Consider the following 13,722-nt stretch of genomic DNA (forward strand, 5'->3'; position numbering starts at 1 on the left):
CGAACGGCCCTGTGATGCTATTTGGTTCCGTCGCCCAGGGCGGCGTCGATCCGCGCGATGGCGGCGTCGGTGATGTCGATGGCATTGGCGCTGAGAAACACGCTGCGCCGTTCCAGGATCACCGCGGCACCCGCATCGCGCATCAGCGCTTCGAGGACCGGGGCGGCGGCGTTCAAAAAGGCGATCTGCTCTTTCTCCAGCAGTTGCGACAGGTCCCGCCCCTTGGCCTCTTGAGCGCGGCGGGTGCTTTGGACCTTTTCGTCAAAGGCATCCGCCAAGGTCCGAAAGGCTTCGGGCTCCATCGTGGCGCGTTTGTCGGTCAATTCCTGTTCTTCGGCGCTCAACTCGGCCTCGATGCTGCGGTTCTCGGTGGCCAGTTCCGCGCCGCGCTCTTCGATTTCCTTGGCCGCACGCAGGCCAAAGGCGCTTTGCGAATACAAGCGGTCCGTGTCGACCGTCAGGATCGGGCTTTGCACCACCTTGGGCGCAGGTTTCGGCTGTTCCTGTGCGGCAACAAAAGACCCTGCCAGCACGGTGGCCAGCAGGGTCAGAAAGATGCGCGTAAAACGTCGCATCACGCGCCTCAGAACGAGGTCGACAGGGTCAGATCGAAGCTTTGATCGCGGTCGAAGTCTTCTTTTTTGATCGCGTCGGTAAAGTTGAACCGCAGCGGACCAACCGGCGTGTCCCACAGGATCGAGACACCGATGACATGACGGAACGATCCGCCTTCGCCGTCCACGGCGTTGCCGCCCAAGTTAACATCACTGAGATCCCAAAGGTTGCCGACGTCATAGAAGACCGCCCCACGAATTCCGTACTCTTCCGGCAAGCCCAGCGGGAACTCGGCCTCGAACCGTGCGACGACAAACATGTTGCCGCCCAAGGCATCACCATTAGCGTTATCACGTGGCCCGATGCCACCCGCTTCAAAACCACGCATGATGCTGGAGCCAAGCAGAAAGCGGTCAACCGCACGGTTGTTGCCGTCCATCCAGCTTAGCACGCCACCTTCAAGTGTCGCGGTCAAGGTAACTTCTTCGTTGAAGATACGCTTTTGACCGACAACCTTGCCCGTGGTGCGGACAAATTTGCTGTCCCCGCCCAAACCGGCAAAATCCTGACCGAACTGCAACAGAACGCCCGCTGTCGGGTCCAGACCCGAACGGCGCGTGTCATAGGTATAGGTGTAGCCAACCGACGACCGGAACTGTGCGCCTGCATTAATGTCGTCCTGGATGATCAAGCCGTGTTCAGCCGGATTGCGCGCCAGAACGTCGATGCTTTCTGCGGTATAGTTCACCGAAAGTCGACCATTTTCGCTCAGCGGGAAATCAAGGCTTGGTTTGAAGACAATGCTTTCGGAGTCGAACGTATAAGCGCTGCTGTTGCTTGTGCCATAGGACAGTTGCAGACCAAAGCCCAGGTCACGCCCCAGCACAGCCGGTTCGCGGAAGCTGATCCCGTAGGTTTCAGATTCTTCCGCGGTCGAGAAATCCAACTTGAGTGTCTGACCACGGCCGACAAAGTTGCGCTCGACAAAAGAGACCGCCAGACCAAAACCGTTTTCCGACGAGAATGTCCCGCCAAAGCTCAGCGAGCCTGTGGGCTTTTCCGCCACGTCCACGTCAACGATCACCTGCTCGGGGCTGGACCCTTCGCGGGCGTTCACTTGCGGAGATTCAAAATAATCCAGCGCCCGGATACGTTCCGCGCTTTCGCGGATTTCGCGCGGGTTGAACGGGTCACCCTCTGCCACCGGGAACTGACGGCGGATCACGCGGTCCAGCGTGGTGGTGTTGCCTTCGATGTCGATGCGTTCGACAAAGACGCGCTGGCCACGGCTGATGACAAATTCGATGTCCAGCGTCAGGTCACGGTCGTTGCGGGTGATGCGCGGTTCGACCCGCATGAAATCAACCGTGTTGCGGATCGCCAGCGCTTCCATGCGCGAGATTTCCTGTTCGATCAGGGAGGGCGAATAGACAACACCGGGGCGGATTTTCGTGACCGCCTGATATTCGTCTGCATCCACACCCGACATTTCGGAAACCGTGGTCACCTGCCCGATCTTGAATTGCTGACCTTCCTGGACGTTGAACACCAGAAAATAGCCGTCGCGTTCCTGCGTCAGTTCGGCGTTGACCGAGTTGATGCGGAAATCGACGTAGCCGCGCGACAGGTAGAAATCACGCAGCATCTGTTTGTCCGCTTCGATCCGGTCGGACACGAAGGTGTCGGCCTTGATCAGCGTGCGGAACAGGCCGGCCTGCTTGGTGCCCAGAACGCGGCGCAAACGACGGTCCGAGAACACGCGGTTGCCGACAAAGCTCAGACGTTCCACCTCGACGACGTCGCCTTCGAAGATTTCAAACACCAGATCGACACGGTTGTCGCGGCGCTTGATGACGCGCGGTGTGACCCGCGCGGCCAGACGGCCATCGTTCGAATAGGCTTCGGCGATGGCTGCGGCATCTTTCTCGGCAAGGCTGGGGTTGAACACCCGGCGCTCGGACGAGCTGACCATCGCGGTCAGCGCTTCGTCCTTGATGCGGCGGTTGCCCTCGAAACTGATACGGTTGATCGTCGGCAGCTCGACCACAGTGATCCGCAACGTGTTGCCTTGCGGTGCAATTTCGACAGTTTCGAACAGTCCGCTGGCCACCAGACGCTGATACGCGTCGTTCAGTTGCCCCGCAGACAGGTTTTGACCGCGTGCGATTCCGGCCTGGCTGAGGATTGCCGACTGGCCGATCCGCGCGTTGCCGTCGACAACCACACTGTCAAACCGATAGGTCTGCGCCTGTGCTTGCGTTGCGTAAAATGTATAACTTGTTGCAGTTGCTGCAAAAAACACAGAAGCTCGCAAAAGCCCTGTTGCGATGCGCACACGACGCTGTCGCTTGGCTGCACCGCCCTCTAACCCCAGTCTCATGGTTTTGACCCATTCTTTTAGACACCCATTGACCTTCTGAGTACCCAAGAAGACCGTGCTTGTCAAAACGACAAAGCCCGCCGTGAACGGCGGGCTGTTACAAGTTGTAATGAAGGTGCTGACAGATCAGCCGGCGATATAGACGCTGATCCACATCGCGGCACCGATTGCGCCCAGACAAAGCGCCCGATCCCAGTTCAGCAGCATCAAAAGGCTTAGGCCTTTGTAACCGTTTTGCAGTGTTTGCATGGTGCATGTTCCCTTTTTCTCGGAACATGCCTAAGCACCGATTATGGCGTGAGTTTGTTTAATTGTGGCGCAAATAAGGCAGCGTGTCGCGCCATGCCCTTTATAGCACTTTCGAAAAAACCTGAATCACTTAACGCTGCCTGAAATCGTAGATTTCAACGCGTTAAGTGATGGCTTGCCTATCAAGTTTTCCGAGAAGTGCGTCAGGGACAGAAAATATCGTTTCCAAGGGCAAAGATCATCAGCGTCAGCACCAGGGTCAGACCGATCCCCATCAGAATGCGCAGCGCGCCATCGCTGGGCGGGCGTTTCATCACCGCCTCGTAGGCGTAAAACACCAGATGCCCGCCATCCAGCGCCGGGATCGGGAACAGGTTCAGCAGACCCACCGCCGTGCTAAGCACCGCGATAAACCGCAGGAAAGACTGCGTGCCCTGGCTGGCCATCGCGCCCGAGGTCTGGGCAATGCCGATGGGACCGGACAGGTTGCAGGTGCTGATCGCGCCGGTGATGATATGACCAAGGCCCGACAGCGATCCGGTGATGATGCCGCCGGTTTCGGCAACCCCGTCGCCAAGGGCGCGCCACACGCCCATCGGTTCGGTGGCCAGCTCGAACGCCATGCCGCCCGCGATGCCAATGCGCCATTCGGTTTTATAGCTGCCGTCGGCTTGTGGCTCGTCCACGCGCTTGGCAGACAGGGTTTTGTCCAGAACCGTGCCGTCCCGCCAGACCTGCAAGGCCACTGGCGCGCCGTCCGATGCCTCGACCGAGTTTTTCAGCTCTTCAAAGACCGAAATCGGGGTGCCGTTGACCGCGACGATCACGTCGCCCACATCCAGATCCGCCTGATATGCGGCGCTGCGCGGGACCAGCCCCACGACCAACGGCGGGAAAAGCTGCGGTCCCTGCACGTCCAGTTCGGTGCCGTCGCGGTTGACGCGGTAGTCCAGTTGCGTGGTCTTGGGCAGGCTGCTGAGGAACGGGGCAAAGCTGTCATCGCTGATCAAAGGCACGGTATTACCGGCGATTTGCAAAATCTCGTCACCGGGCCGCAATTCGTTCACTTGCGCCGGCAAGGCGCGCAGTTCGCCCACCGTCATCTGGTCACGCGTTGTGCCCAACGACAGGAACAGCGCCGCGAAAAGCAAGATCGAGAACACAAAGTTGAACACAGGGCCCGCCGCCACAGTCGCCGCCCGCGCCCACAGTGGCGCGCCGTGCATCGTGCGGCGCAATGCGACCGCGTCGGCCTCGGCCGCCTGCATCGCATCGGCATCCTTGCCGGATGCCGCGTTGGCATCGCCCGCGAATTTCACATAGCCGCCAAAGGGAAGTGCCGCGATCTGCCACTGGGTGCCGCGTTTGTCGGTGCGTTTGTAGATCACCGGACCAAAGCCCAGCGAAAACACATCGGCATGAATGCCCGACCAGCGCCCGACGATGTAGTGGCCGTATTCGTGGATGGTCACGATCACGCTGAGCGCCACGACAAAGGCGACGATGATCCAGATCAGGCCGCCGGCCTGTGGAAGCAATCCGATAATGTCCAAAATTCTACCCTGCTCTTTTTGCTATTATGTCGCGCGCGGCCTTGCGTGCCAAATGGTCAGCAGCCGCGACGTTATCAAGTGTCATAGAGGCGTCAATGTGACCGCCCGCCGCGTCCATCTGCGTCAGCACCAGTTCGACCACTTCGGCCATGGCGGTGAAATTCAGATGGCCTGCGATAAATCCGTCCAGCGCGGTTTCCTTGGCGGCGTTGAACACCGCCCCCGCCAGCCCGCCGCGCGCCATCACCTCGCGGGCCAGCCGCAATGCGGGCCAGCGGTCGGTGTCGGGGGCGCGGAACGTCAGGCTGCCGATGGCCGCAAGGTCCAGCCGTTCGACCGGCAGCGCGCGCCGGTCGGGCCAGTGCAGCGCATAGCCGATGGCGTGGCGCATATCGGCGGGGCCGACGTGCGCCATCAGCGCGCCGTCATGAAAGCCGACAAGCGCGTGGATCATGGATTCGGGGTGCACCAGCACTTCGATCTTGTCAGGGGAGACGCCGAAATATTCCCGTGTCTCAATGACTTCCAAGGCCTTGTTGAACATGGACGCGGAATCGATGGTGATCCGTTGGCCCATGTCCCAGTTGGGATGGCTCGACGCCTGCGCCAGCGTCGCGTTGGGCAGGTCGGCCAGCGGCCAGTCGCGGAATGCCCCACCCGAGGCGGTGATGACAATGCGTTCGACCGCGGCCATATCCTCGCCCACCAGCGCCTGAAAGACGGCGCTGTGTTCGCTGTCGACGGGCAGCAGGCGCGCGTCGTGTTTGGCCGCTGTCTCAAGGATCAACGCGCCTGCGCAGACCAGCGATTCCTTGTTGGCCAGCGCCAGTGTCGCGCCCTGTTCCAGCGCCGCCATGCCGGGGGCCAGCCCCGCCGCACCGACAATCGCGGACATCACCCAATCGGCAGGGCGCGCAGCCGCTTCGGTCAGGGCCGCCTGCCCTGCGGCGGCCGCAATCCCCGATCCGGCCAGCGCCGCGCGCAGATCGTCCAGACGGTCCTCGTTGGCTGTCACCGCCACATCCGCGTTCAACGCCCGTGCGTCCGCCGCCAGTTGCGCGATGTTGCCCGCACCCGTCAGCGCCACAACGTCATAGGCATCGGCATCCCGTTTGATCAGATCAATGGTGTTCTGCCCGATCGACCCCGTGGCCCCGAGAATGGTGATCCGCCTGCGCGTCATGTCGGTCAGACCAATCCGGGCGGAAAGCCGATGATTTGCCCCACGATCAACAGGAACACCGACGCGCCCATCATCCCGTCGAACCGATCCAGCACACCACCGTGGCCCGGGATCAGCGTGCTGCTGTCCTTGACGCCCATGTGCCGCTTGATCGCGCTTTCTGCGATGTCGCCCATCTGCGAGGCCATTGAAATGGCGATGGAAATGCCGATCAGCTCGCTTGTGGCACCGGTCACGGCCATCGTGATCCAGCCGACCAGCGCCGCGCCGACCCAGCCGGCGGCGGTGCCTGACCATGTCTTTTTGGGGCTGACGCGCGGCCAGAATTTCGGCCCGCCGATCATCCGGCCCGCGAAATAGCCCACAACGTCGGTGACCACCACGACCACCACCAGCCACAGCATCCAGCCAAAGCCCAGCTCGCCGCGCACCGACATCATGCCGAAACCGGCAAGCTGCACCAGAACCGCGTAGGACATGAAGATCGTGCGGTGCTGCGACAGTTGGCCAAAGCCGACCATCATCGGTGCCAACAGGATCGGCAGCGCCCAGCCCGCCGGCAGATAGGCCGACAGCAACAGCGCCGCCCCCGCCAACAGCGCCAGTTGCCAGGCCACCGCAGGGGTGCGCGGCGTCAGCATCCGCACCAGTTCCCACACGGACAGCCCGCAAATCAGCGCCACCATCACGTTGAACGCATGTCCGCCGATGGCAACACCGGCCAGCCCCACGACCACCATGACCGCAGCCGAGCCCATGCGCACTGCCAGATCAGACCACTTTGTCGTGCTTGTGTTCATGTCTTTACCCCTCCGAACCGCCGGTCGCGCCCGCCGTAAGAGGCGCAGAGCCGGGCAAATTCCTCTTTGGTGAAATCAGGCCACAGCGTATCAATGAATTCATATTCGGCATAGGCCGACTGCCACAGCAAAAAGTTGGAAATCCGCGCCTCGCCCGACGTGCGGATCACCAGATCGGGATCGGGCAGCACGCAGGTGTCCAGATATTTGGGCAGCGTTTCCTCGTCCACGTCTTCGGGGTTCAGCGAGCCATTGGCCACGTCTCGGGCCAGCCGTTGGGTGGCACGGGCCACTTCGTCGCGGCCGCCATAGTTCAGCGCGATGGTCAGATGCACCGAGGTGTTGTTCTGGGTCAGAACCTCAAGATCGTCCATCAGCTTGATCAGCTTCGCGTCCAGCTTGACCCGGTCGCCGATGAAACGCACCCGTGCCCCGAATTCGTCCAGCGCACGGGCTTCGCGGCTGATATACATGCGAAACAGGCTCATCAGCCCGGCCACCTCGGTCTGCGTGCGCCGCCAGTTCTCTGTCGAGAAGGCAAAGATCGTCAGATATTCAACACCAACATCGGGGCAGCTTTCGACCACTTCGCGCACGCGTTTCGCGCCGGCCCGGTGGCCGAACAGGCGCGGGCGTCCGCGCTGCGTGGCCCAACGTCCGTTGCCATCCATGATGATGGCGACGTGACGCGGTCCGTTGGGATGCTTCTGGGCGATGACAAGGCTCCTAAGGCGGTGCGTGGTGTGCGGTGGTCACTGGTCTGACCGGATGCCCGCGCTGACGCAATGACAGGTCCGGTCAGACTTGCATGATCTCGGTCTGTTTGTTCTCAAGCGCCTCGTCGATCTGCTTGATATAGGCGTTGGTCAGATCCTGAACCTCGCCCTCCCAGATTTTCTGATCGTCTTCGGACAGGCCGTCGGCCTTGCCCTTCTTGATCTGGTCCATGCCGTCGCGGCGCAGGTTGCGGATGCTGACGCGGGCGTGTTCGGCATATTGACCGGCCACTTTGGACAGCTCGCGGCGGCGCTCTTCGTTCAGCTCGGGGATCGGCAGCATGATGATGGTGCCATTCAACTGCGGGTTGATGCCCAGACCGCTTTCGCGGATGGCTTTTTCCACGGCGTTGACCATGGATTTGTCCCACACGTTGATCGTGACCATACGCGGTTCGGGCACGTTGACGGTGCCGACCTGGTTGATCGGTGTGCGCTGGCCGTAGGCCTCGACCATCACCGGTTCCAGCATTGATGCCGACCCACGGCCCGTGCGCAACGAGGCGAATTCGGTCTTCAACGCTGAAATCGCACCATCCATGCGGCGTTTCAGATCGTCGGTATCCAGCATAAAGTCTTCGGACATGAGGTTTTCCCCTTATTGGTCGCGCGCCCCTTCCCCGGGCGTGGTGCGGGTATAGATCATCCCGCGGCCCGAAGGCCAGCAGGGTTTCGCATGGCGGTGCGCGGTCTGTTTAACCGTGAACGCGGGTATAGGTGCCTTTGCCCGCCAGAATACCTTTGAAACCGCCGGGTTCGTCCAGCGAAAAGACGATGATCGGCAGGTTGTTGTCACGCGCCAGTGCAATGGCCGAGGCGTCCATCACCCCCAGCCGCTTTTGCAGCACGTCGTCAAAGCTGACCTTGTCATAGCGTTTGGCATCGGCGTGTTTGGCTGGGTCCTTGTCATAGACACCGTCGACCTTGGTGCCCTTGAAGATCGCCTCGCAGGACATTTCGTTGGCGCGCAGGGTCGCGGCGGTGTCGGTGGTGAAATAGGGGTTACCGGTGCCCGCGGCAAAGATGCAGACCCGCTTTTTCTCAAGGTGGCGCACGGCGCGGCGGCGGATGTAGGGTTCGGCCACCTCGTTCATGGTGATCGCGGAAATCACCCGTGTGTGAATGCCCAACCCTTCCAGCGAGGATTGCATCGCCAGCGCGTTCATCACCGTGGCCAGCATCCCCATATAGTCCGCCGTGGTCCGCTCCATCCCCTGCGCCGACCCTTGCAGGCCGCGAAAGATGTTGCCGCCGCCGATGACCATGCAGATCTCGACGCCCAGTTCGTGCACCGACTGCACCTCGCGGGCGATGCGCTCAACGGTGGGCGGATGCAGGCCAAAGCCCTGGTCCCCCATCAGCGCCTCGCCGGAAATTTTCAGCATCACACGTTTGAATGTGACATCCGAGGCAGCTTGGATCTCGTCGCTCATGGGGTTCTCCGGCTTTTGGGCAGTTTTGTTCGTGCGCAAACTGTCCTAAAACACCGCTCAGTTCAATGCACAGCGCGAAGGTATCGGCAAGAAATGGACGCTTTGGGGTCACTTGATCTGTCTTCTGTCGATCCGCAGCGCCCCGTGCTGATTGCGGGGCCGACGGCATCGGGCAAATCCGGGCTGGCGCTGGCCATCGCCGAGGCGCAGGGCGGCGTGATCGTGAACGCCGACGCCAGCCAGATTTACGACTGCTGGCAGGTGGTGACCGCGCGGCCCGATGCCGCCGATCTGGCCCGCGCGCCGCATCTGTTGTACGGGCATGTGACCTATGACGCGCCCTATTCCGCCGGCCACTGGCTGCGCGAGGTGGCGCCGTTGCTGTCGGGGGACGCGCGGCCCATCATAGTGGGCGGAACGGGGCTGTATTTCACCGCACTGACCAAGGGGCTGGCCGAGATTCCGGCCACCCCCGACGCTGTGCGCGCATCCGGCGATGCGATTCCCCTTGCGGGGTTATTGGCAGAGCTCGACCCCGAGACGACCGCGCGGATCGACACCAACAACCGCGCGCGGGTCCAGCGCGCGTGGGAGGTGCTGCACGCCACGGGGCGCGGGCTGGCCGCGTGGCACGACGACACGCCGCCGCCGTTGCTGCCCCAGAGCGCGGCCACCTGCATCGCCCTGAGCAGTCCGCCCGACTGGCTGAACGCGCGCATTGCGCAGCGGTTCGACATGATGCTGGCGGGCGGCGCGCTGGACGAGATCGCGCAGATGCGCGACCGCTATGACCCCGCCCTGCCCAGTTGCCGCGCGATTGGTGTGCCCGAGCTGATGGCCCATGCCACGGGCGAAATGACGCTGGACGCCGCCCGCGACGCGGCGGTGATTGCAACCCGCCAATACGCCAAGCGTCAGCGCACTTGGCAGCGGTCGAAAATGGGGCACTGGCAATGGGTTGATCCGTCTTTGGGATGACCCCGATTTCACTTTGAACATATTCTTGCCGCATTTCAGGGGGTATCTGCCAAGAATATTGCGATTATCCGACAAATGCGTATAGATGGCGCCATGACCCTGGATGCCATCCGTATCAGCACGATCACCCCTGCGGGCGGCGCACAGGACTGGCGCTGGACGTTGGCGCATGACCAACCCCATCACCTGTTGGTCTGGACCACGCGCGGACAGGGCCGGCTGTTGCTGAACGGCACCCGGCGCGGCGTCGGGGCGCACAACGCGATCTTTGTGCCTGCGGGCGAATTGTTCGCGCTTGAGCTGAGCCGCCAAAGCATCGGTCTGACCGCCACCATTCCCGTGGGCACCGAGGTGCGCCTGCCCCAGACCCCGCGCCAGTTGCGCCTGCGCGAGAGCGGCCCGATTTCGGAACTGACCGGATTTCTGGACGCAGCCCAACGTGAAGCCACCGCCAGACGCAGCCTGACGCAAGACGCGCTGGACGGCTACATGGCGCTGGTGTCGGTCTGGTTGCGCCGCCAGATGGCCGAGGATGACCACCTGCCGCAAAAGCAGAACGCCGGTGCGCGGCTGTCGGCCCGGTTTTGCGCCCGCATCGCCCGCGATTACCACAACGGGATGAGTTCGGGGGAACACGCCGAAGCCCTGGGCGTGACCGGCACCCATCTGGCCCGCGCCTGCAAGGCCGCGACCGGCCACACCGCCGCCGAACTGCTGGGCCAGCGCATCCTGCACGCGGCGCGCGCCGCTTTGGCGGACACCGACGTGCCGATGCAGGACATCGCCCGCCATCTGGGCTTTGGCAGCGCGGCCTATTTCACGCGCTACATCCAGACGCATACGGGCAAGACCCCCAGCCAGCTGCGCAAGGCCGCCAACCCGCGCGCCATCTGACGCAGGTCGATCGGGGTGCGCACGCTTTGTGTCGCTTTCGAACCAACCGACTGTCGCTTTTAGACCAAAAAATCCAAACCTTCCGTTGACCCCGTGGGATCAGTGTTGCCAGATAGCAGAACACATTTGCCATCTGCCCGCCGCGCGCCATCTTGAACAAGGGCGCGGATCAAAGGACCGGGACGGACCCGCCGCGCGGGCATTGCAACAAGGAAACCAGACCGCCACCCATCCGGCGCAAAAGGTCACGACAGGCCAATCCAACACCAGAACGGCCAAGCCAGAAGGCAGGTCACCATCCGTGGCGGGCATTCCCGTCGCAGCCGACCAACAGGGACATTCATGGGACTATTCATCCTTAGACGACTGGGTGTGATGATTGTAACGGCCTTGTGCCTGACGTTTATCGTGTTCTTCCTGACCAACCTGTATCCCAACCTTGAAAAGTTGGCCAAAAGCCAGGGCAACGTGCGCATGTCGGACGAGGCCGTGAACAGCTTTCTGGGCAAGCGCGGATATCTGGACCCGATGCCGGTGAAGTTCGGCCGCTGGCTGGGCGTGGTGCCCGGTTGGGTGACCCAAGCGCCCGACGGCACCGTCACGGGCCGCTGTTTTGCCGAAAACACCCCACCCGAAGACCGCCCCACCTTTTGCGGTGTGCTGCAAGGCAACTGGGGCCAGTCCACCGTGTTCAAGGAAGACGTGGGCGGCATCGTGCTGGAGCGGCTGGGCAAGACCGGAAAGCTGATGGGGTTTGTGTTGCTGGTCATGGTGCCCGCATCGCTGATCGTCGGGGTGCTGGCGGGGATGCGCGAAGGTTCGGCGCTGGACCGGTCGCTGTCGACCTTTTCGATCGCAACGACGGCGACGCCGGAATATGTCTCGGGCGTGATCTTTATCGCGGTGTTCTCGTCCTCGGCCTTCGGGCTGAAATGGTTCAAGGGGTCGGCCAGATCGGCGATTGAGGACATAACCTTTGAGAATTTCACCCTGCCGGTTCTGACCATCGCCCTGTACGGCATGGGATACATTGCCCGCATGACCCGCGCGTCGATGACCGAGGTGATGACGGCCCAATACATCCGTACCGCGCGGCTGAAAGGCGTCAGCTTTGGCAACATCGTGCTGAAACACGCCCTGCGCAACGCGCTGATTGCACCGTTCACGGTGATCATGCTGCAAATTCCGTGGCTGTTGAACGGTGTGGTGATCGTGGAAACCCTGTTCAATTACCGCGGCTTCGGCTGGGTTCTGGTGCAGGCGGCAGGCAGCAACGACATCGAGCTGCTGCTGGCCGTGTCGGTGGTGTCGGTGATCGTGGTGCTGCTGACGCAACTGATCTCGGACATCGGTTACGTCATCCTGAACCCGCGCATCCGCATTTCATGAGCGAGGCCTGACAGATGGAACCGTTGACATGGACAGGCACCCTGAGCGGGCTGAACGTCGCCTTTTTTGCTGTGGCGGCCGCGCTGGCGCTGGCCATCATCGCGCGCCTTGCGGTGTCGGTTTTCGTATCCGACAGCGGACCGCTTGGCGTGAACGCCGATGGCACGCTGATGGCGCCCTCGGGTGTGACCGGACTAAGTGCCAAGGCCTTGCACTACAGCTTTTTCGCAGTGATCACGATGGTGCTGATCTATCTGCTGGGGGGCGTGATACTGGGCACCAAAGCGGGCATTCTGGGCGGGCTGTCGCGTCTGATGTGGCCGGTCTGGGTCGCGCTGATTGCGCTGTTTGCCGTGTCGATCACGTTCAAACGCAAGCTGGGGCTTTACGGCAAGCTGTTTGACAGCACGATCGGCATGGTCGGCTTTGGTCTGGTGATGTTCTGGGTGTTCACCGGCGTTCTGGGCGGCGCGTTCGACATGCTGATCACACATGACCCGCTGAGCCCGGTTTCGGGGATGAAAAACGCCCTGCCCGGCACCCCGCTGAGCGGGGCCGAAGCGGGTGATTTCCAGTGGTTCCTGCTGGGGGGCGACAATCTGGCGCGCGATGTGTTCTCGCGGGTGGTCAAGGGCGCGTGGATCGTCGTCAAGATCGCGCCGATGGCGACGCTGTTCGCCTTTATGGTGGGCATCACATTGGGCCTGCCTGCGGGATATTACAGCGGCCGGCTGGATACGGTCCTGTCGTTTCTGGCCAACCTGATCCTGGCCTTTCCGGTGATCTTGCTGTTCTACCTGCTGGTCACGCCCGAGATTGCGGCGACCGGCATCCCCAACGTCATGGCGGCGGTGCTGTTTTCCTTTCCCATCGTGTTTTGCGCGGTGCTGTTGAATGCGCGCTATTACACGCGGCCTACGGTGCGCACCCCGCTGTTGATCGTGGTGCTGGGGGGGCTGGTGTGGGCCTATCTTTCGCTCATCTCGAACGACGGGTCGATTGTGGCGAATGACAGCTACCGCGTTCCGGGACTGCCCGCCTTTGCCGACTGGATCGACATGGGCAGCGGATTGCTGACGGTGTTTGTGGCGGTGGTTTTCGTCAATGCGCCCACAGTGTTCCGCATCGTCCGCGGCCTCGCGCTGGACATCAAGACGCGGGATTATGTGGCCGCCGCCCAAACCCGTGGCGAGGGGCCGTGGTACATCATGCTGTGGGAAATCCTGCCAAACGCGCGCGGGCCGCTGATCGTCGATTTTTGCCTGCGCATCGGCTACACCACCATCCTGTTGGGCACGCTGGGGTTCTTTGGTCTGGGACTGGAAAGCGAAAGCCCCGACTGGGGCACCACCATCAACTCGGGGCGGCGGCTGCTGTCGATCTATCCGCACGCGGCGATGGCACCGGCCTTTGCGCTGATGACGCTGGTGCTGGGGCTGAACCTGCTGGCCGACGGGCTGCGCGAGGAATCGTTGCGCGATTGACGACGCGGGGCCGATTTCGGGGGCGCTGCCCCCGGACCCCCGGGATAT

The 13,722-nt window shown here is 62.1% G+C and carries 13 protein-coding genes; 4 read left to right on the forward strand and 9 right to left on the reverse strand.

Annotated elements, in window-relative coordinates:
* Positions 1 to 17: 17 nt before the first annotated feature.
* The 9 genes from AAC077_RS04760 to pyrH form a co-directional block, all read right to left on the reverse strand.
* The gene (locus AAC077_RS04760) at positions 18 to 575 is read right to left on the reverse strand and encodes an OmpH family outer membrane protein (protein ID WP_339767022.1); all 558 of its coding nucleotides are present in this window, start codon (positions 573 to 575) and stop codon (positions 18 to 20) included.
* 8 nt (positions 576 to 583) lie between these two features.
* Positions 584 to 2,935 (reverse strand): outer membrane protein assembly factor BamA, encoded by a 2,352-nt coding sequence (gene bamA / locus AAC077_RS04765; protein ID WP_339767024.1) that lies wholly within the window; start codon positions 2,933 to 2,935, stop codon positions 584 to 586.
* A 126-nt stretch (positions 2,936 to 3,061) separates the two neighbouring features.
* On the reverse strand, positions 3,062 to 3,184 hold the full coding sequence (locus tag AAC077_RS04770; RefSeq protein WP_339767026.1) for a hypothetical protein: 123 nt from the start codon (positions 3,182 to 3,184) through the stop codon (positions 3,062 to 3,064).
* A gap of 203 nt (positions 3,185 to 3,387) precedes the next feature.
* On the reverse strand, positions 3,388 to 4,737 hold the full coding sequence (gene rseP, locus AAC077_RS04775; protein WP_339767028.1) for an RIP metalloprotease RseP: 1,350 nt from the start codon (positions 4,735 to 4,737) through the stop codon (positions 3,388 to 3,390).
* A gap of 4 nt (positions 4,738 to 4,741) precedes the next feature.
* Complete coding sequence (gene dxr, locus AAC077_RS04780; protein WP_339767030.1) at positions 4,742 to 5,920, reverse strand: 1-deoxy-D-xylulose-5-phosphate reductoisomerase; 1,179 nt, start codon at positions 5,918 to 5,920, stop codon at positions 4,742 to 4,744.
* Positions 5,921 to 5,925: 5 nt separating this feature from the next.
* Positions 5,926 to 6,720 (reverse strand): phosphatidate cytidylyltransferase, encoded by a 795-nt coding sequence (locus tag AAC077_RS04785; protein ID WP_339767032.1) that lies wholly within the window; start codon positions 6,718 to 6,720, stop codon positions 5,926 to 5,928.
* Complete coding sequence (gene uppS / locus AAC077_RS04790; protein ID WP_339767962.1) at positions 6,717 to 7,436, reverse strand: polyprenyl diphosphate synthase; 720 nt, start codon at positions 7,434 to 7,436, stop codon at positions 6,717 to 6,719. Before uppS ends, AAC077_RS04785 begins: the two co-directional genes overlap by 4 nt.
* An 82-nt stretch (positions 7,437 to 7,518) precedes the next feature.
* Positions 7,519 to 8,082, reverse strand: a complete 564-nt coding sequence (frr, locus tag AAC077_RS04795; protein ID WP_339767034.1) for a ribosome recycling factor — start codon at positions 8,080 to 8,082, stop codon at positions 7,519 to 7,521.
* A 109-nt stretch (positions 8,083 to 8,191) separates the two neighbouring features.
* A complete protein-coding gene (gene pyrH / locus AAC077_RS04800; RefSeq protein WP_339767036.1) occupies positions 8,192 to 8,929 on the reverse strand; it encodes a UMP kinase in 738 nt (245 codons plus the stop codon).
* 93 nt (positions 8,930 to 9,022) lie between these two features.
* Here pyrH and miaA point away from each other — a divergent pair, with 93 nt between their 5' ends.
* The 4 genes from miaA (at position 9,023) to AAC077_RS04820 (ending at position 13,674) form a co-directional block, all read left to right on the forward strand.
* Complete coding sequence (gene miaA / locus AAC077_RS04805; RefSeq protein WP_339767038.1) at positions 9,023 to 9,907, forward strand: tRNA (adenosine(37)-N6)-dimethylallyltransferase MiaA; 885 nt, start codon at positions 9,023 to 9,025, stop codon at positions 9,905 to 9,907.
* 93 nt (positions 9,908 to 10,000) lie between these two features.
* Complete coding sequence (locus tag AAC077_RS04810; RefSeq protein ID WP_339767040.1) at positions 10,001 to 10,801, forward strand: AraC family transcriptional regulator; 801 nt, start codon at positions 10,001 to 10,003, stop codon at positions 10,799 to 10,801.
* Between the two features lie 342 nt (positions 10,802 to 11,143).
* Entirely contained in the window at positions 11,144 to 12,190 is a 1,047-nt protein-coding gene (locus AAC077_RS04815; RefSeq protein ID WP_339767042.1) for an ABC transporter permease, read from the forward strand.
* Positions 12,191 to 12,204: 14 nt separating this feature from the next.
* The gene (locus AAC077_RS04820; protein WP_339767044.1) at positions 12,205 to 13,674 is read left to right on the forward strand and encodes an ABC transporter permease; all 1,470 of its coding nucleotides are present in this window, start codon (positions 12,205 to 12,207) and stop codon (positions 13,672 to 13,674) included.
* Positions 13,675 to 13,722: the final 48 nt, after the last annotated feature.

This window comes from uncultured Pseudosulfitobacter sp. (genome assembly GCF_963976325.1).
Classification (GTDB): Bacteria; Pseudomonadota; Alphaproteobacteria; order Rhodobacterales; family Rhodobacteraceae; genus Pseudosulfitobacter.

Coding starts and splice junctions, on each gene's coding strand:
- AAC077_RS04760 (WP_339767022.1), bottom strand. CDS start 575: ATGCGACGTTTTACGCGCATCTTTCTGACCCTGCTGGCCACCGTGCTG.
- bamA (WP_339767024.1), bottom strand. CDS start 2,935: ATGAGACTGGGGTTAGAGGGCGGTGCAGCCAAGCGACAGCGTCGTGTG.
- AAC077_RS04770 (WP_339767026.1), bottom strand. CDS start 3,184: ATGCAAACACTGCAAAACGGTTACAAAGGCCTAAGCCTTTTGATGCTG.
- dxr (WP_339767030.1), bottom strand. CDS start 5,920: ATGACGCGCAGGCGGATCACCATTCTCGGGGCCACGGGGTCGATCGGG.
- AAC077_RS04785 (WP_339767032.1), bottom strand. CDS start 6,720: ATGAACACAAGCACGACAAAGTGGTCTGATCTGGCAGTGCGCATGGGC.
- frr (WP_339767034.1), bottom strand. CDS start 8,082: ATGTCCGAAGACTTTATGCTGGATACCGACGATCTGAAACGCCGCATG.
- pyrH (WP_339767036.1), bottom strand. CDS start 8,929: ATGAGCGACGAGATCCAAGCTGCCTCGGATGTCACATTCAAACGTGTG.
- miaA (WP_339767038.1), top strand. CDS start 9,023: ATGGACGCTTTGGGGTCACTTGATCTGTCTTCTGTCGATCCGCAGCGC.
- AAC077_RS04810 (WP_339767040.1), top strand. CDS start 10,001: ATGACCCTGGATGCCATCCGTATCAGCACGATCACCCCTGCGGGCGGC.
- AAC077_RS04815 (WP_339767042.1), top strand. CDS start 11,144: ATGGGACTATTCATCCTTAGACGACTGGGTGTGATGATTGTAACGGCC.
- AAC077_RS04820 (WP_339767044.1), top strand. CDS start 12,205: ATGGAACCGTTGACATGGACAGGCACCCTGAGCGGGCTGAACGTCGCC.